This window comes from Candidatus Arthromitus sp. SFB-mouse-Japan (assembly GCF_000270205.1).
Lineage (GTDB): Bacteria > Bacillota > Clostridia > Clostridiales > Clostridiaceae > Dwaynesavagella.
Genome location: NC_015913.1, coordinates 1,163,483 through 1,182,245, shown reverse-complemented (window position 1 = coordinate 1,182,245; position 18,763 = coordinate 1,163,483). Strand labels below are relative to the sequence as shown.

15 protein-coding genes are annotated in these 18,763 nt (G+C 25.9%); 14 read left to right on the top strand and 1 reads right to left on the bottom strand.

Features of this window, described 5'->3' with window-relative positions; translation table 11 throughout:
• Positions 1 to 59: 59 nt before the first annotated feature.
• The 5 genes from SFBM_RS05645 (at position 60) to SFBM_RS05625 (ending at position 5,507) form a co-directional block, all read left to right on the top strand.
• Positions 60 to 2,942, top strand: coding sequence for a hypothetical protein (locus SFBM_RS05645; protein ID WP_007441064.1), 2,883 nt, complete (start codon positions 60 to 62; stop codon positions 2,940 to 2,942).
• Positions 2,943 to 3,033: 91 nt separating this feature from the next.
• Positions 3,034 to 3,936 (top strand): hypothetical protein, encoded by a 903-nt coding sequence (locus tag SFBM_RS05640; RefSeq protein WP_005805658.1) that lies wholly within the window; start codon positions 3,034 to 3,036, stop codon positions 3,934 to 3,936.
• A 78-nt stretch (positions 3,937 to 4,014) separates the two neighbouring features.
• Entirely contained in the window at positions 4,015 to 4,452 is a 438-nt protein-coding gene (gene dut / locus SFBM_RS05635) for a dUTP diphosphatase (RefSeq protein ID WP_005805659.1), read from the top strand.
• Between the two features lie 157 nt (positions 4,453 to 4,609).
• Complete coding sequence (locus SFBM_RS05630; RefSeq protein ID WP_005805661.1) at positions 4,610 to 5,155, top strand: DJ-1 family glyoxalase III; 546 nt, start codon at positions 4,610 to 4,612, stop codon at positions 5,153 to 5,155.
• A 115-nt stretch (positions 5,156 to 5,270) separates the two neighbouring features.
• Positions 5,271 to 5,507: a hypothetical protein gene (locus SFBM_RS05625; protein WP_005805663.1), complete on the top strand. Its 237-nt coding sequence runs from the start codon at positions 5,271 to 5,273 to the stop codon at positions 5,505 to 5,507.
• Positions 5,508 to 5,570: 63 nt separating this feature from the next.
• Here the strand turns inward: SFBM_RS05625 and SFBM_RS05620 are convergent, their stop codons facing one another.
• On the bottom strand, positions 5,571 to 6,371 hold the full coding sequence (locus SFBM_RS05620; RefSeq protein ID WP_014018012.1) for a hypothetical protein: 801 nt from the start codon (positions 6,369 to 6,371) through the stop codon (positions 5,571 to 5,573).
• A gap of 161 nt (positions 6,372 to 6,532) precedes the next feature.
• On the opposite strand from SFBM_RS05620, the gene SFBM_RS05615 reads away from it, so the two are divergent.
• The 9 genes from SFBM_RS05615 (at position 6,533) to pglX (ending at position 18,732) form a co-directional block, all read left to right on the top strand.
• The gene (locus tag SFBM_RS05615; RefSeq protein WP_005805666.1) at positions 6,533 to 7,009 is read left to right on the top strand and encodes a hypothetical protein; all 477 of its coding nucleotides are present in this window, start codon (positions 6,533 to 6,535) and stop codon (positions 7,007 to 7,009) included.
• Between the two features lie 4 nt (positions 7,010 to 7,013).
• The gene (locus tag SFBM_RS05610; protein WP_005805668.1) at positions 7,014 to 7,568 is read left to right on the top strand and encodes a hypothetical protein; all 555 of its coding nucleotides are present in this window, start codon (positions 7,014 to 7,016) and stop codon (positions 7,566 to 7,568) included.
• A 3-nt stretch (positions 7,569 to 7,571) separates the two neighbouring features.
• Positions 7,572 to 8,462, top strand: coding sequence for an ABC transporter ATP-binding protein (locus SFBM_RS05605; protein ID WP_005805669.1), 891 nt, complete (start codon positions 7,572 to 7,574; stop codon positions 8,460 to 8,462).
• Entirely contained in the window at positions 8,463 to 9,644 is a 1,182-nt protein-coding gene (locus tag SFBM_RS05600; RefSeq protein WP_005805670.1) for an ABC transporter permease, read from the top strand.
• 29 nt (positions 9,645 to 9,673) lie between these two features.
• Positions 9,674 to 10,315 (top strand): hypothetical protein, encoded by a 642-nt coding sequence (locus tag SFBM_RS05595; RefSeq protein ID WP_005805671.1) that lies wholly within the window; start codon positions 9,674 to 9,676, stop codon positions 10,313 to 10,315.
• A gap of 109 nt (positions 10,316 to 10,424) precedes the next feature.
• On the top strand, positions 10,425 to 10,613 hold the full coding sequence (locus SFBM_RS05590) for a hypothetical protein (RefSeq protein ID WP_005805673.1): 189 nt from the start codon (positions 10,425 to 10,427) through the stop codon (positions 10,611 to 10,613).
• Between the two features lie 55 nt (positions 10,614 to 10,668).
• The gene (locus tag SFBM_RS05585) at positions 10,669 to 12,021 is read left to right on the top strand and encodes a glucose-6-phosphate isomerase (protein WP_005805675.1); all 1,353 of its coding nucleotides are present in this window, start codon (positions 10,669 to 10,671) and stop codon (positions 12,019 to 12,021) included.
• 71 nt (positions 12,022 to 12,092) lie between these two features.
• Entirely contained in the window at positions 12,093 to 15,272 is a 3,180-nt protein-coding gene (brxC, locus tag SFBM_RS05580; RefSeq protein ID WP_005805677.1) for a BREX system P-loop protein BrxC, read from the top strand.
• The gene (pglX, locus tag SFBM_RS05575) at positions 15,265 to 18,732 is read left to right on the top strand and encodes a BREX-1 system adenine-specific DNA-methyltransferase PglX (RefSeq protein WP_014018010.1); all 3,468 of its coding nucleotides are present in this window, start codon (positions 15,265 to 15,267) and stop codon (positions 18,730 to 18,732) included. The genes brxC and pglX overlap by 8 nt, the downstream gene beginning before the upstream one ends.
• Positions 18,733 to 18,763 lie beyond the last annotated feature (31 nt).

Genomic DNA, 18,763 nt, shown 5'->3' with positions numbered 1-18,763 from the left:
ATTATAATCTAATAAAATTATAATACTAAAACAAACCACATTTTAAAGGAGTAGTTTAAATGAAGATAAAATATCGACATATAATTAATTCATTTGTTTTTTGTATGATGGTTTTCATGATGTTAATAGGTAACAAATTAAATGTAAGTTCAATTTCAAAAATAGTAAGCAAATTAGAAATCACTAGTGCTTTAGGACTCAGCATAGTTAGAGATGAAAGTCAATCAAATGGTGGAACTGTATACAAATTGATTAATATTCCAAGCAATATAAATATTTTAGATATTAAACTTATTAATAAATCAATTTCGTATACCTTCTCAAATGATGGAAGAATTCTTTTGGATTCATCAGGTGTTCCTGTTTCTAATTTAAATGATGATACATATACGATTATTTTAAATACGAAAGAGCTTGGGCAGGTGTATAAAGTTGTAAATAAAACTGATTATGGTTACAGAGTTTTAGATATTAAGGTTACATATAATGATTCAAAAAATGTCTTAGAGGTTCAGGATACAACCAATTCTTTATCTGGTTCAGAAGTAAGTGTTTTTAGAAATGATTCAAAGATTGGTAATTCTAAATTGGATGGGGAAGGTAAGGCAAGTATACAAGTAAATGATATAAATGATTTAACTACATCTACATATACTGTATTGTTAAAAAAGGGTTCTGAAATAGTTGGAATAGATTCATTTCATATTAATCCAATATATAGAGAAATAAGTGTTAAGGATAATGTAAAGTTAAGTATAATTTCTCAAGTGTCTAACAAGTTAAATGTATGTATAGACAAAAATAGCGGAATTGGTATAAATGATAACGTTTATGTTGTGAGTGTTTATGATGAATCAAATCCTAGTGAAAATATGTTGTTAAATCTTGATTATACTCAAAATCAAATTAAAAATCTTCAGGGAGAGATAATATTAAAAACTACTTTATGTCAAGGTAAAAAATATAAAGCAAGATTAAGAGTTAATGGTATTGATTTGGATCAGCATGATGCTTGTGATGTAAATATCAGGGATATTGATGCTTCAAAAATTAAGGCAACTGCAATTGAGAAAATAGGAAAAGATTTAAGAGTTGATTTAAGTGGAATTAATAATTTAAGTAAAGATGATGTTATAGAAGTTGTATCTTTACATGATATTAAAGATAAAGAGAAAAATTTGATTTCTCCATGTAAATTAACAAATAAAGTTAATACGATTGATATACTTGGAAGAATTGAAGCAGGAAATGCATATGAACTTATACTTAAAATAAATGGATTTGTTATGAATGGATTTGGTGTTGAAGTTATTCCTGTGGATTTATCAAATGCAAGTGCACTAACAGATGTTATAAGCAATAAAATTTTTATATCTTTAGATCATGCTAAGGGATTAAAAATAACTGATATTGTCAAGGTAATTGGAGTTTTTAGAGATGGAGGAGATGCAAAAAATCTTTTAAAGTCTAATTACAATACTGCAATAGAAAGGTTAAATGGGAGCATATTTATAAATCAAACGTTAGATACAAAAAATAATTATTTTGTGAGATTTAAAATTAATGATATCGAGCTTGATAATGTTTTGAAAGTAACTGTTAACAACAATATATCTTTTAAGGGTGCAATTGCTAAAAGTAAAAATACAAGTCATGAAGTAGAAGTTTGTTTTAAAAACATAGATTGCATTAGTAATCATGATTTAATAGAGATAGATAGTGTTTTTAATTTAGATGACATTAATTTTAATTTGATAGATAAGGATAAAGGAACAAAATTAAATTCCAAAAAAGGAATTATAAAATTAAAGGGTGCAATAGTTAGCGAATATAAATATGGAATTAAAGTTAAGATAAACGGAGTGAAGTTTGATGAAATTATACCAATACTAGTTGAAGAAAATAATGATATAAAATTTGTTACTGGACATTTTACAAATGAAAATAATTTAGTTCTTGATTCTAAGCATTTAAATATTGATGGAAATATAGATATTGTTGGAATAAAAAATAAATTGACAGGAAATCAATTGTTAAACAAACCAATTTTAAATATTGTAAAAAATGAAAATGGTGAAATAATTATTTCAGATCAAATAGCTTTTGAACCAAATAACTCATATTTTATATATTTAAATTATTACTTAAAAGATGGAACACGGGAATCTCTTGTATTAGAATTTAATAATATTAAAGAAAATGAAAATAAAGATAATCAATATGATATTGCTGAGAAGATTATAAATAAAGAAGAGATTAAGGATGATGAGGAAGAAGGTAGTTTTGTAGATATAAATTCTATTGAATTTGGAGATGGAAATATAAAGTTTAAGCATAATATCGATGATTCTTTTAAAATTAATCAAGTATTGTGTGCAATTTCAAAACTCGAAGTTAAAGTTGAAGGCGATCATATTTTGATTAATAAATTGGTTCCGCTTAAGACTTACAAAGATTTAAAGATAGAACTTAAAAATGACAAAGATGAATGTGTTAAAATAAATTTACCAGAATTTAAGTGTAAAAAATCTGAAGATGATATCAAAAATTTTATTTCATATAGTTACATAAATATAAAAAATGGAGTAGACAAGAATGAGAACAGTATTGAGTTTCCAAGTGAGGATGAGTTTTGGCTTTGGTATAACAAATTAAAAAATGAAGAAGTTGATCTTAGAAATTTTATTTTTACCATAATTAAAGATGAAGAATTTGATAAGAAATACATAGATAATCCAGAAAGAATAAAAATTATATATAATATAGTTTTTGGAAATAGTCCAAGTGACCAAAGTCTTAATTTGTGGTTGAGTGATTTTAATAAGATTTTAAAAACAGAAGATATGAGTAAATCTATAAGAATTATAATTGAAAAGATGTTTACAAACGTTAAGTTTAAATCTTTAGAGAAACAGTTAAAGGGAGAAGTAAAAGAAAAATAGTTTTAATATAGAGAATAAGAATATAGAAGATAAGCATATATCTAAATATATAAGGTATGTGCTTTTTATTTTTTGACTCAGGAGATGATCAATGAAATTAACTGATATTTCTATTTTAGTCAGTGAAAGAGATTTAACAGATATTTTAATGAGGTTCATAGCAAATAAAAATATTTCTATAAAAGAAATTAAGATTACTGATGAAATACAAATAAAAAATATTAGTTATAAAATATTTAGAAATTTAAGTGTACATTTGAAAATACATGGAGTTTATAATAATAAAATTCAAATTAGAATAACAAAAATAAGTTTTAAGGGTATATATATTCCAAAATCTATAGTTGATATTTTTATAAGGTTTTTCCATACAGACCTCATAGATGAAAATAAATTAGATAAACATACTTTTGTTATAGATTTAAATAATTTGATGAAGAATTCAAATTTAAGGTTTAATCTTAAAAATATAGTTGTTAAAAAAGGGTTTATTCATATTATTTCAAAAGATATTAATATAAATATTAATTCTAAAAATAAGAATTTAAATAAAAATGGAGGGATATTTTTGAAGCTTACGCAGACGATATTGAGACTTTCAGGTGATGATATAATGTCTTTTGTAAGAGATTTTGTAAAAAGCGGGAATTTTATGATTTCTGGCATAGATGTGAGTCAAGCTATTTATTTAAAAGGAATAATAATTGGTTCATTTGAGTTAGGGGATGTTTCTTTAAATATAAAGGACTTAAGAGAGAATTTATTATATATACAAGTAAAGATAATAAATTGTGTTTTTCCAGGGATTAATATAGAGCATGTTCCTATAAAAATATTTGTTAAGGATTTATTGAAAGCATTTGGAAATTTGGATTTAGATTTAGATATTAATAACGTCAGGTTTATTGATGATTGTATAGAGATTAGGATTAACAATTTTAATTTGGATATGAGAAAATTATCATCAGGTGGGAGTAATGTATTTTTAAAATAAATTTATTAATTAAGGGTAGTTTTAAACAAGATTAAGGATTACTATATAATAAAAAGAACATAGGTTAGGTAGATGAACATGTATGAATTAAAAGTTAAACTATTATATCCAAACTCTAAATTACCAGAATTCGCAAATCCTGGTGATGCTGGAATGGATGTGTTTTCTGTAGAAGATAAATTGATTAAAAGTGGAGAAAGTGAATTGATATCTATTGGACTAGTATTAGAATTGCCTAAAAACACGGAAATTCAAGTTAGACCTAAGAGTGGGCTTGCACTAAATAATCAGATAACTGTATTAAATGCTCCGGGAACTATAGATGAAGGATATAGAGGAGAGGTTAAAATAGTAATTATAAATCATGGGAAACAAGATTTTATGATTAAAGAAGGAATGAAGGTTGCACAACTAGTATTAAAACCTACATATAATGTTAAAATATGTAAAGTAGATTATATAAATAATGATACTGACAGAGGATCTAATGGATTTGGATCAAGTGGAATAAATTAAAGTTACACGATATGTTTTAGGTTAAAGTAGGAGAAGAATATGTTTTAATTAATAATATATGGAAGCTACCTAAAACATAACTTGTAACTTACTTAATTATATCATAGTTAAGCAATTATTTATATATTAAAATTTATTTAAAAGTGGTGATTAACTAATGAAGGTTTGTATTTTTATTGCAAAGGGATTTGAGGAACTCGAGTCTATTAGTGTTGTAGATATTTTAAGGAGAGGAAATGTTGATGTGCACATGGTATCTATAACGGATTCTTTAGAAGTATTTGGTGCACATGACATAAAAATTATATGTGATAAGCTGTTTTTTGATATTAATTTTGCAGATTATGAGATGGCAATATTTCCAGGCGGAGTCGGTGGAGTTGAGGAAATAAGGAAATTTAAACCAATATACGAATTGATTGAATATATGTATTCAAATAATAAATATTTATCAGCTATTTGTGCAGCTCCTGTAATTTTAGGTGATGCTGGTTTACTTGAGAATAATAAATTTACTTGTTATGAAGGATTTGAGCAGTTTGTAAAGAATGGTATATATTTGAAAGAGAAGGTTGTAATAAATAATAAGATAATAACATCTAATTGTGCTGGATCTATATTTGATTTTGGATTTAAGTTATTGTCATTGTTGCGAGGCGATAAGGTTAGTGAGGAAGTTAGAAATAAAATGATTTTATTCTAATACATGGAAAATTTTTAAATATTATGTTATAATGAAATTATTATTAATAATAATTTAAAATTTACATATTTAGCAATTAGACTTGTATTATTATCGATATAAGGGGGAAGTTTTAGTGGAGGTATTGGACACTCTTTTATGTAAGAAGTTTAAAGATGAAGATATATTTTTAGAGAAGGTTCAGGATATTTTAAATTATGATATTATTGAATATATATATAGAGATGTGTTTGACTTTTTAGGGAATATATATTACAAAATAAGAATTCGTTTAGAGAATGAATACATGGTTGAGTTTGTTTATTACTTTTTGGAAGACGATGCTATATGTATATTAGATATTGAATATTAAGCTTGTAATTAAATAATAAGCTTTAAAGTTAAAGGCAACATATACGTATATGTTGCCTTTATTTTATAAAACAATTGTTATATAATGTTCATTTTCCTTGTCAATAGAACAATTCATTAAAACTTTGCAAGCTGATAAATCAATGTCTATATGATTTAAAAATGTTTTTATCATTTCTATAGCCTCATCTTCATCTACATTTGACTCGAAATAACATTCATTTTCTTTGAGCATAATAGGCTTATTCATATTAGCAGCAGAGTTTGAAAAATATTCTGATTGTTTATTACAAATTTCTATGATTGGTAATTCATTTAGCATGAATAAAAAAGAGAACAATTTTTTCATTGAATCTCTAAAGGTTTGTCCAAGAAAAATATTATCAAATAATTTTAATCCACTTATTTTTAATGGAAACAAGTCGAAGTCTTCAATCTTTATTAATTTATAGACAAGATTTAGACTTTTATCCGTTTCCCCGTAGTCAGCATTAAAATTATAAAAATAGTAATTATTATCTGGAATATTTGAGTATGATGTTGGGATATTGCTTATTTTCTGAATATTTGGTTTTATATACACATTTCCAGATGTAGCTATTGCATTTTCTATATCATTTGATGTTTCTGTAAAATCGAGATTTGCAGAAAAATCGTAGGAATTTATATATGATGTTATGCCGTGTTTAAGCGTTTTGATTTCATCTAATTTTTCAATATATTTTGAAAGGTTATTTAGAGAATTTTGTCTAAAATCGTATTTTATTTGATTTGTTATAAATGAAAGTTCCGTATATAGCAATTCCTCAATATCTAGATTTAAACAATTTACTTTTGAGTTAATAGTATTTGTTAAAGTGTCCATTAGATTAAACCTCTTTTAAAAATGTTAACACTTTATATTATTTTTATAATTGTTGGGTAATACTTAATTTTAAATATTTTTAGCAAAATGTATTGAAATTTTTTTGCCATATTTGTTTTGTTGTAAATATGTTATGGCACATGGTAATTTAGGAGGAGAATATGTTACATAAAAAGAAGGTGAATGCGATAAAATGCATGCTTAGCACATTGGTTGCTGGGCCTATAGCATTTAATATTTTGGCGACTCAGAGTGAAAAAGCTAATGCATCTATTAGGGGAACAGCGAGTGTAGTATCAAGAACAGTACAAAGACCATTAGTCACAAATGTTAGATATAGGTTGACCCCTCAAGAAAAGACGTTAGGAGGTATTGGATTAAGTGTTTCAATAGTTGGTGCTGTAGGTACAGCCGTTGGATTAGGATTAACTCAATCTCAATACCATCAATCTGAAAAAGTACAGAAAGACATAATTGAAAATACGTATGATGCGTATTACGAAGAACGTGAAAAATATATGCAAAATCTTTTTAATAGTTGGGGAGTAGCAATGCCTGAAAAATATAAGAATCCAATAGCTAAACCAGAGAGTACTCCAGAGGTAAAACCTGGATTTAGTATAGGAACTGAGGGATAAAGATATGGGTAATGTATGTAAATTTAAATTAAATAAGAACAAGTCAATGCTAACATTTGCTTTAATTAATATTTGTGTTTTAAGTGGAAGTTTAGTTAGTGCAAATGCGTCAATTATTAGAAGAGTATCTAGTGTAGCTAGTTCTATAGGGAATGTTACGAATAGATCTCAGAACGTTAGGAGAGTCTCATCATCTTTATCTAGATCTTCCCAGCTTAATTCAACTTTAGATATTAATAATTTGAATCAAAGGTTAACTGAAATAGAAACTCAAAGGACTGTTGAACAACAAAGGCCAAACCATCCATTTAATAAGTTAGTTGCAGCTAGTGGAGTATTATCTGGAGCTATGCTTGTAACAGGAGTAGTGGGAGGTATTGTACAGCAAGCTAAATTTAGAGAAATGGTAAACGAACAAGCTTATGAAAGTGAGCAAGTTCAGAAGGATTTAACTGAAAAGAGAGATCATTTCCAAAATGTTGAAATTCCAGAGGCAGAAGATTACATAATTAATTATTATAAAGAAAATTATGGAATTGATATTACGCAGAAAAATTAGATTATGAGTTTGAAGATTATAAACTTAAATAAGACATATGGTGATAAAAAAGTCGTAAATAGAGTTAATTTTGAAGTTGAAGCAGGTAGAGCATATGGAATATTGGGTAGAAATGGGGCAGGTAAGACTACTACCATTAAAATGATTTTGGATATAATAAGTAAAGATAGTGGTCAGGTTTTATTTAAAAATAAAGAGTTAAATGTTATTGGTGAAAAAATAGGATATTTGCCAGAAGAAAAGAGCCTTTATTATAAGAGCACGGTATGGAATCATTTGTTTTATTTTTCAAGAATATCTGGACTTGATGTTAAGGAATCAAAAACTAAAATTAATTATTGGGTAGAAAAGTTTCAATTAGAAGAGTATATCAATAAGCCAATAGAAACCTTATCTAAGGGTAATCAGCAGAAAGTACAAATAATTTCAACTATAATTCATGATCCAGATATTTTAATATTTGATGAGCCATTTAGTGGATTGGATCCAGTAAATTCTGAAACATTAAGAAATATAGTAATTGAACTTGTTAATAGTGGTAAATACATTATATTCTGTACTCATCAAACGCATTATATAGAGGAATTTTGTGATAAGATATCTATTTTTAAAAATGGAATTCAGACCATTGAAGGAAATTTATTTAATATTAAAAAGTCCTATGGCAGAAATAAATTAATTCTTGAGATAGACGGGAATTTGCCGAATTTAAAAATATATGGTGTTAAAGGAATAGTAAAAAATAAGAATACTTATGAGATAGAGATATTAAATGAAAATGTTGCAGGTGATATATTAAATATTTTGTACAATAATAGGATTAAGATTTTTAACTTTGGTTTAAAATATAAATCATTACATGAAATTTTTTTGAATACGGCTGGTGATTTATAGGTGAACAAATTTTTTATAATAGCTGCGTATAACTTCAGAGATATTATTAGTAGAAATTTTTTTAAGATATCTACTTTGGTAATATCTCTTTTAATTATGGTTATATTGATCTTACCAGATTTAATTGTGAAGTTAAATTTCGTATCAGGAGATAGTAGTGAATATTTGATTTATATCTCTGATGGTAAGAATTATATATTTGATGATGATTTGGAGCTGAATTTATATTTAAGGAATATAGAAGATAATTTAGATAATAAGTATTATTTTAAATTAGTTGAAAGAGAAATTACGGAAGATAAATTAATGGATAAATTAAACAATGGGGATATCGATGGATACATAAATGTAATTTCTAAAAATACGATTAATATCTTTACAAGGGAGAATTATCCTGAAATCAAATTTATATTGGATAGATATATTTTAAGCAAGAAATTTGAAGATGGTGTAAGTTATCCTAATTACAATTTTGAATCATTGAGTTTATCTAAAAATAAAGTTATAGGTGTTATCAAAAATTATACATATCCGTTTTTGTTGCTTCTATTCATCTATACAATTTTTGTATTATATGGACAATTTATAGCTATGAATGTAAATATAGAGAAGAGCTCAAAAATAATTGATATATTTATAACTAAAGTTAGATTACCTGTAATTATATTGGGGAAATTATTTGGTTATTTATTGGTTGCATTAATGCAGTTGTTATATTTCATAGGAATTTTGTTTTTAATAACGGGTTTGATGAGTGATAAGTATTTTCCGATAATTAAAGAAATTATAGTGTTTGACACTGTATTTATGTTAAAATATGTACTGTATTTTATATTAGGGTTTATAATATATGGTTTATTATTTACTTTGATAGGGAGTGTGATTGATAAGATTGAGGAATTATCAATAGGATTAATTCCAATTGTATTTTTGATTTCTATAGGATATTTTTTCTCAATGGTTAATTTACAGTTTCCAGCTAATTATTTGAAAAATTTATTAGTATGTATTCCATTTTTTACTCCGTTTATAGTGATTACTGATAATAATTTTGTTATATATAAAGATATTGTTGCTTTTTTAATAATGATGGTTACGATAGTAATATTGGTGTATATAAATATTAAGTTTAGTAGACAAATGATTAAATTTAAAGGAAAAAATTTAAGGAAGAATAAGTGATTTTGATTATACAGTTATGGGGGTGTTGTATGTTTACAAAAAATCATAATTTTTTAAAGGGATTACTCTTTTTAGTTCTTGGACTAATTTTCCTTATTGGAGGAGTAAATATATTTAATAGTTTTAGAGTTTTGATTTATATCATATCTGTCTTACTTATTTATAATGGTATTACGTTGTTAAAGGATAGGTATACAAAGACTGCGGGTAAGATATTTATTATAGTTGGCGTAGCTTTAATTATTATATTTTCTGGAATTAGCTTGGAGTTTACATTAGCATTAGTATTTTTAATTTATGGGGCTTATTTACTTTGTGTAAAGTCACAGATATTTACTAATAAAAAGGGAATATTTAAGGATAGTAGAGATCAAGTTTATGTGAAAGAAGTATTTTCTACATTGCATATTAATGGTGTTTCACAGAATCTTTTAAATGTAAATGTAGTTGCGGTTGTATCTAATCTTAATTTAGATTTTTCTAATGCAGATACTATGCATAATCAAATTGTTGATTGTAATATTAGTTCCTATATGAGTGAAATTGTTTTAAATACTGATTTATCTTGGAATGTAATATTAAATGGTAGATATATAAGGAGAGTAGATGGAGTATATAAGACTATTAATATTACATGTAAAAATATTTTAAGTGTTATAGATATTATATAATTTTTAGGAAACAATAAATAAGCGAATTTGTTAACGCTTTTTATTGTTTTTTTTATGCTCAAAATTTATAATTAAGGTATCAGTTATGTTAGAAGGATAAAGTTGAAATATGTTGTTTAATAGGAATAATAAAAAAGATGATGGTAAAGATGAAATTAATAAAAAGATAGAAATAGACAAGCAAGATTTTTGGTTATTAGTTAAGAGTGCATATAAGGCTATTTTGCCTTTTGTATTTATTATAATTTTGGTTTATTTTTTATTTACTTTATTTTTAACTAAAGTTATTTTAAAATAATTTTATAGAGATTTGTTTTTTCATAAATTTAAAAAAATCTTAAGGAGGGTATTTAATGTCTACATGTAAGTTGAAATTTGATGATTCAAAATTAGGAAATTATATAAATAGTGAAGAGTTGGCTTTGATAACACCTCAGGTTAAGCTTGCTCATGAATTACTTAAAAGTAATACGGGAGCTGGAAGTGACTTTTTGGGTTGGATAAACCTGCCAAATGATTATGATAGAGAAGAGTATAATAGAATTAAGATTACAGCACAGAAAATAAGGGATAATGCGGATGTTTTAATAGTTATAGGTATAGGAGGTTCATATTTAGGAGCTAAAGCTTGTATCGAATCTTTAAATAGTACTTTCTTTAATTATTTAAGTCCAGAAGATAGAAAAGCCCCTCAGATATTTTTTGCAGGAAATAGTATAAGCTCTACTTATTTAATTGATTTATTAGAGTTAATTAAAGATAAAAGTGTTTATGTGAATGTTATATCTAAATCTGGAACTACTACAGAACCAGCTCTTGCATTTAGATTTTTCAAAAGTTTTTTGGAAGAAAAATATGGAAAAGATGGTGCGAGGGATAGAATAATAGCCACAACTGATAAGGCAAGAGGGGCATTGAAAGGTCTTGCTGATAGTGAGGGATATGAAACTTTTGTAATACCAGATGACGTTGGAGGAAGATTTTCTGTATTAACTCCAGTTGGACTTTTACCTATAGCTGTTTCTGGTGCAGATATTGATGCTCTCATGCAGGGTGCTAGAGATGCTATAAAAGATTTTGGAAGCGACAATTTAGATGAAAATGCTTGTTACAGATATGCTGCAACAAGAAATATTCTTTATAGAAAGGGTTATAGTACAGAAATTTTAGCATCATATGAGCCATCACTTACTTTCTTTGCTGAATGGTGGAAACAATTATATGGAGAAAGTGAAGGAAAGGATAAAAAAGGAATTTATCCGTCTTCTGTTAATTTGTCTACAGATTTGCATTCACTTGGTCAGTATATACAAGATGGAATGAGAAATATTATGGAGACTGTTATAAATGTAGAAAATCCATTAAAAGATCTTACAATTAAGAACATGGATGGAGATATTGATGGTCTTAATTATTTAAATGGTAAGACAGTTGATTTTGTTAATAAAAAAGCTTTTGCAGGGACGCTTCTTGCTCATTTAGATGGCGGAGTTCCTAATATGGTTGTTACTATACCTAAGATTGATGCTTATCATATTGGATATATGATCTATTTCTTTGAAAAAGCTTGTGGTATAAGTGGTCACTTGGCTGCTGTGAATCCATTCAATCAGGAGGGTGTTGAAAATTATAAGAGAAATATGTTTGCACTTCTTGGTAAAAAAGGATTTGAAAGTTTGAAGAATGAACTTGAAAAAAGATTATAATTTAAAATGATTTTATAGCAACTTATAATTTGGTTTTTTGAATTATAAGTTGTTATTTTTTGAGGTGTAATATGTTTATCAAAGATATTTTTTTAAAAGATGTTGAGAGAGATATACAAAGTGTAGTTAAAGTTTCAGAAAATATGGGGAGAGAGATAGTTGAGATAGACGAGTATGTTATTACTCATGAGATTTTTAATTACATAAGTAAATTTATTGAAGCGTATAAAAATACTTTTGTTACTAGAAATGATGAAATCGGATTTTGGATTTCAGGTTTTTTTGGTAGTGGTAAATCGCATTTTCTTAAGATTTTATATTACATACTTAGGCAAATTAATTTGGATTTATTAATTAAAAATAATGATTGTCTGCTTAAAATTAAAAACGATCTTGAATTTGTAGCAGGTATCTCCAAGGATGTTATCATCTTTAATATAGATTCAAAAAATATTAAAGAAGAATTAATGCTTGATGTATTTGTTAATGAGTTTAATTCTATGAGGGGATTTTCATCTTGTCATGGATTTGTATGTGAACTTGAGGAACAACTATCTGATGAAAATATTTTTGATGATTTTAGACGAGAGTTTTTAGATATTTCTAATATTAGTTGGGAAGAAGGAAGAGAGAAGTTTTATTTTTATAAAGAGCATTTAATTAAGGCGTTGAGTGTGTGTAAGAATTTTAGTTTAGATGTAGCACAAGATTATTTTGTTAATATTGAAAAGAATTATAAAATGAATGTTGATATTTTTGCTCGTAAAGTTAACGAGTATATAGAGAAAAAAGGTAAGGACCATAGTATTGTGTTTATGATAGATGAAGTTTCTCAATTTATAGCTGATGATGTGAATAAGATTTTAAATCTTCAGACGATTGTTGAGGAACTTTCTATTAAATGTTTAGGAAGGGCGTTTGTTATTGTTACAAGTCATGTTGATATTTTAAATATGGTAAATGATAAAAGCTATGATTTTTCAAAAATTCAAAGTAGATTTAAAAATAAGTTTCATTTATCGAGCATTAATATTGGAGAAGTTTTGAATAGGAGATTGTTACTTAAAAAGGATGAGTTCATAGATCTGATAGGAGAGTTTTATGATGAGAAAAAGTTTTTTATAAAGACGAAGTTTGGATCAGATCTAGTTATAAGTAATCATCAAAATAGTATAAATAGAGATCAATTTGTAAATTATTATCCTTTTCTTCCTTATCAGCTTGAGCTTTTAAGGGAAATTATATTTTATATGATTAAGAACAATGTTATAAGTAGGGATATATCAAAAGGTGAAAGAAGTATTATTAATTGTTTTCAAAAGGTTTTAATTAATTTTAAGGATTATGATATTAACTGTATTGTTCCGTTTTATATGTTCTATGATGCGATTAGTGATTTTATTGATTATAATCATCAGTACATATTTTTGATTTTAAAAGATTATACGATGCTTGATGAATTTGATATTAACATATTGAAGGTATTATTTTTGATTAAGTATGTTCCGAATATGGTTGGGAACATGGATACTATATTATCATTAATTATTTCCAATATTAGTTTAGAGAGTAATATAATAAATAAAATTAAGAATTCTTTATCTAAGCTTATTAACGAAGGATTTGTTAGTAGAGATGGCGATAAATTTTATTTTTTGTCAAAGAATGAGAGAGATATAAATTATAAAATAATTAGGAGTAATGTTAATTCACATGATATAAATAACTTGTTATGCAGGGAAATATTTGATGAAGTTATAGGGATTGTCAAGTTTAAGTATCAAGGAAAGGGTTACTTCGGTATTAACCAATTTTTTGATAACGGAGAATATAGGGTTTCAAAGGCAAATCTTATTGGAATTAAAGTTCTTATGACCAATTACGATGAGAATTTTAATTTGGATTTGATAAGGGTTATATCTAGTATAGAGAACAATGTTATCGTTTATTTGGATAATGATAAAAGTTTAGTCGAGGAGATAAATTTATATCTAAAGTTAGATAAATTTTTAAAGTATAATAAGGATTCTTATAAGGATTCATTCTATGAAATTATTAAGCAAAAGGAAGTTGAACATAATAATCGTTTAGAGAGAGTTAAGGTTTTAATACTTGATAATATTAAGAGTGCAAAGATATTTGTAAATGGAGAAATTTTATGTAAAAAATTTTCAAGTGTAGGGGAGATTTTTAGAATAGCTTTAAATGATATTATTTCATGTAGATTTAATAAGTTTTTTTATATTGAAAGGGTTTTGGATTCCACAAAAGATATGCTTGTAGCTTTGAATGATGATAAAATGTTAAATGAAATATTGATTTGTAATTCTTTATTTATGAAAGAACTTTTTAATTTTTTGAGCAATGTTGGGAAGATAAAAATTTCTGACATCATTTCTCATTTTAAACAAATACCTTATGGATTTAATAGACATGATGTTTTATTTGGGATTTTGTGTTTTGTAAAAGAAGGAAAATTATTTTGTGATTATAGTTTTGATAAGCTTAAGGAGTTTGTAGAGGTTAAAGGAAGTTTAAATAAAATTTACGTTGAATTTTTGGATAATGGAGGAAAACATAAATTCAATATTTATAAAAAATTATTTGAAGAGATATTTGGTAAGAAATATTTTGTTAATAGTATTGATGAACTTAAGGTGACTTCATCTGATGATTTTAATGAGATTTTAGAGCGTATTAATTTGATTAAAAATATTTCAAAAAGTAATAATGTTTATTTGAATATTGATTTTGTAAATGAATTTGAGAATTTTATATTCGAGTTTAAGGATGCTAATTTATGTGATTTAGATGAAAATCTAATATTATCAAAATTTGAAAAATTTGAACTTGTTCATAATTTTTATACGAGTGTTCAGTTTGAAATATTTAAGAGGGCTATTGTTTCTATAGAAATTTTTAATAAAGATAAGAATTTTATTCCTAATAAAAATGGTGTATATGAGTGTGCATTAAAAATTAAAGAAGTTTTACATAGTGATGATCCATATCGTAGTATTTCAAAATTAAAAGGATATGTTAATTCTTTTTTTGAGATACATAGTTTATATTTGGATCAAAATATTAAGTATGTTGATGAATTTTTGGATAAAGAGATTGCTGATTTTATATGTGAAGATTTATTGTATGAGTTGAAAGATAAGCTTAATGGTTGTTCTAGTTTGTTTGATATTTATGGAATTAAAATGGAGGGCATATTTTTAAAAGATAGAGGGATTATTGATGAATAAGAATGTAATTAAAAATTTTGCTGTTTGGGCGAGGAAAAGTTTAATAAAGGAAGTAACTGATAAGCTTCTTTTACTTGGTATTACGAAAGATCATGTACAAGAAGGTGTAAGAGATGGGAATGAGTATGAGGAGTATAAAATAGGAGCAGATAGGGTATATAGAATTTTTGGACAAGATATAGAGAAAAGAGAAATTTTAGTTAAGAAAATTAGTGAAAGAGGATTTGATTCTATTGTTGAGGAAGCTGCTTATACTTGGTTCAATCGTGTAATTGCTATAAGATTTATGGAAATTAATAATTATCTTCCATCTGGTATTAGGGTTTTGTCGTCTTTAAATAAGAATAAGATTGATCCTGATATAGTTACATATTTTGATGATTTGGATTTTTATGTCGATAGAGAATATATTCTTAAGCTTAAAAGCGAGAATAAAATTGATGAATTATTTAAGTATTTGTTTATTGAGCAATGCAATGCTTTAAATGAAATTCTTCCTGGAATTTTTAAAAAGACAAATGATTATAGAAATTTACTTTTTCCAGTTAATCTTTCTAATGAGAATAGTTTTATTAGAAAAATTATAGAGGAAATTGATGAAAAATATTTTTTCAATAACGTTGAAATTATTGGTTGGCTTTATCAATACTACATAACAGAAAAGAAGGATGAAATTTTTAGGAGACTTAAGCAAAATATAAAGATATCTAAAGAAAATATACCTTCTGTAACTCAAATTTTTACACCTAAATGGATTGTTAAGTATATGGTCGAAAATTCTCTTGGGAGATTCTACATAGAAAATAGTGGAGAAAGTGAATTTCCAGTAAAACTTAAATATTTTGTTGATGCAGAGATTGGGGAACCTGACTTTAAAAATATTTCACCAGAAGATATAAAAATAATTGATCCATGTATGGGTAGTGGCCATATTTTGGTTTATGCATTCGATCTTCTTTTTGAGATCTATAAGGAGTACGGATATTTAGAGAGTGAGATTCCGTATTTAATATTTGAAAATAATTTGTTTGGAATTGATATTGATGATAGGGCGTATGAACTTGCATACTTTGCTCTTATGATGAAAGGTAGAAGTAGATTTAGGAAATTTTTAAGGAATAATAATATTAAGTTCAATCTTTATCCGATTATTGAGAGTAATGAAATATATGATAGTGTACTTGCGAAGGCAAGTATTCTTGAGCATGATAAATTTTATGATGTTAAATATATATTGGATTCATTTAGAGATTCAAAGGAATATGGTTCTCTTTTATCTGTGAAGAAACTTGATTTTGATTCAATAGAAGATGCTATATATCCTTATTTAAATGAAGAAGAGCTTTATTGTATGAAAAACTTAATTAATCTCTCAAGACTTTTGAGTAGTAAGTATCACATTGTTGTAACAAATCCTCCATACATGAGTAGTCGTGGAATGGGGGAAAAACTTGCACTTTATTTAAAAGAGAATTATCCAAATAGTAAAATGGATTTATTTTCCGTATTTATTGAGAGGGGATTTGAGTTAACACATGATAATGGATTTAATGTAATGCTCACTATGCAATCTTGGATGTTTCTTTATAAATTTGAGAAACTTAGAAAATCTATATCAGAAAGTAATACGATAGTTTCACTTTTACATATGGACAATAATGTAATGTCAATTGCTTTTGGAACGAGTGCTACCATATTTAAGAAGAAATCGATTGAAGATTATGAAGGAATATACAACTATGTTAAATATGAAGATATTAATGCAAGTGGTGAGCCTACTAATTTTCCAATATCGCATAATAGGAACTCAAGGATAAAATTGAAATCATTTGATGATGTTCCAGGATCTCCAATAAATTATTGGATAAGTGAGAGGGCAAGAGAAATTTTTAGAGAGTTTAAACCTCTTAAAGAATATTTTGAGCCAAAACAAGGTATGGCAACAACTGATAATAAAACTTTTGTTAGATATTGGTATGAACTTAACAAAAGTGATATAGAATTTTGCTCTAAAAATCATAATGATGTGAAGAATATAGATAAGAAATGGTTTCCATATAACAAAGGTGGGGACTATAGGAAATGGTATGGAAATAATGAGTACATAATTAAATATGAGAATTCTGGAGAAAATCTTATAAATTTTGTGAAGGCGAAATATCCTCGAATAACTGATCCAGAGTTTGTGATTAAAAATAGAAAGTATTATTTCAAAAAAGGAATTACATGGTCTTTATTTGGTTTTAAAAATTTTGGTGTTAGGTATAAAGATTATGGATTTATTTTTGATGTTTCTGGATCTTCTCTTTTTCCAGATAAAAAGTATGAAAAATATATTTTAGCTTTTTTGTGTTCAAATGTTTGTTTTTATCTATTATCTTCTATAGCACCGACAGTTAATTTTCAAATAGGTAATATTGGAGATCTTCCGATTATAATGGATGATTCATATTTAGATGATATAACAAAGCTTGCTAATAGAAATATTTATTTGTGCAAAAAAGAATGGGATTTTTATGAAACATCTTGGGATTTTAAAGTTCATCCATCAATTGAATTTAAGATAAGTGGAAGACTTAAAGATTCTTATGATAATTTTTATAGAGAAGTTGAAACCATGTTCGAGGAGGTTAAGAGAAATGAGGAGAGAATAAATTTTATTTTCAAAGAAATTTATGGATTTTCAGATGAGGTTTCTTACGAAGTTGAAGATGGAAATGTATCTATAAGAAAGATTGATGAGAAAAAATTTGTTGAGAGTTTCTTGAGTTATTTTGTTGGATGTGTGTTTGGAAGATATTCGCTTGATTATGAGAAGGTTATAGATAATGTAGATAATATTTTTAAAAGGGATTATGAAAAATTTTACCCAGAAAAAGATAATATTTTAATAATTTCTACAGAGGAATATTTTAAAAATGATATTTACAATTTATTTTTGAAGTTTTTAGAAATTGTATTTGATAAGGAGTTTATTGATGAGAATTTAAGATTTGTTTGTAGCTCTCTTGGATTTAAGGGTGGAAGTTATAGAGAAAATATTGTTCAGTATTTCTTAAAGGATTTTTTTAAAAATCATTCAAAGATTTATAACAAATGTCCGATTTATTTTGAATTTTGTTCAGGTAAAAATAATGGTATTAATGCTTTAACTTATATTCATAGGTTTTCGAGCGAAGATTTTCTAAAATTTAAGATAAATTACTTAGATATTATAGAACATAAGTATGAAGAGGAAATATTAAGATTTGAAAATATATATGAAAATGAGAAATTTTTGAAATCTAAGAAATATAAAGAAACTTTAATTTTAAAACTTGAAGAATGTAAGAAATATAATCAAATAATTAAATGTATAAGTGAAAAATTTATAGAGATAAATTTGGAGGATGGGATCTCAAATATTTACGAAAAATTACAAAAGGAGGGTGATTTTTATAATCAAAATATATTTAAATAATTATAATGCTAAATTTTGGTAAATTTACTAT

Coding starts and splice junctions, on each gene's coding strand:
- brxC (WP_005805677.1), top strand. CDS start 12,093: ATGTTTATCAAAGATATTTTTTTAAAAGATGTTGAGAGAGATATACAA.
- SFBM_RS05605 (WP_005805669.1), top strand. CDS start 7,572: ATGAGTTTGAAGATTATAAACTTAAATAAGACATATGGTGATAAAAAA.
- SFBM_RS05620 (WP_014018012.1), bottom strand. CDS start 6,371: ATGGACACTTTAACAAATACTATTAACTCAAAAGTAAATTGTTTAAAT.
- SFBM_RS05640 (WP_005805658.1), top strand. CDS start 3,034: ATGAAATTAACTGATATTTCTATTTTAGTCAGTGAAAGAGATTTAACA.
- SFBM_RS05595 (WP_005805671.1), top strand. CDS start 9,674: ATGTTTACAAAAAATCATAATTTTTTAAAGGGATTACTCTTTTTAGTT.
- SFBM_RS05645 (WP_007441064.1), top strand. CDS start 60: ATGAAGATAAAATATCGACATATAATTAATTCATTTGTTTTTTGTATG.
- SFBM_RS05630 (WP_005805661.1), top strand. CDS start 4,610: ATGAAGGTTTGTATTTTTATTGCAAAGGGATTTGAGGAACTCGAGTCT.
- SFBM_RS05615 (WP_005805666.1), top strand. CDS start 6,533: ATGTTACATAAAAAGAAGGTGAATGCGATAAAATGCATGCTTAGCACA.
- pglX (WP_014018010.1), top strand. CDS start 15,265: ATGAATAAGAATGTAATTAAAAATTTTGCTGTTTGGGCGAGGAAAAGT.
- dut (WP_005805659.1), top strand. CDS start 4,015: ATGTATGAATTAAAAGTTAAACTATTATATCCAAACTCTAAATTACCA.
- SFBM_RS05610 (WP_005805668.1), top strand. CDS start 7,014: ATGGGTAATGTATGTAAATTTAAATTAAATAAGAACAAGTCAATGCTA.
- SFBM_RS05585 (WP_005805675.1), top strand. CDS start 10,669: ATGTCTACATGTAAGTTGAAATTTGATGATTCAAAATTAGGAAATTAT.
- SFBM_RS05590 (WP_005805673.1), top strand. CDS start 10,425: ATGTTGTTTAATAGGAATAATAAAAAAGATGATGGTAAAGATGAAATT.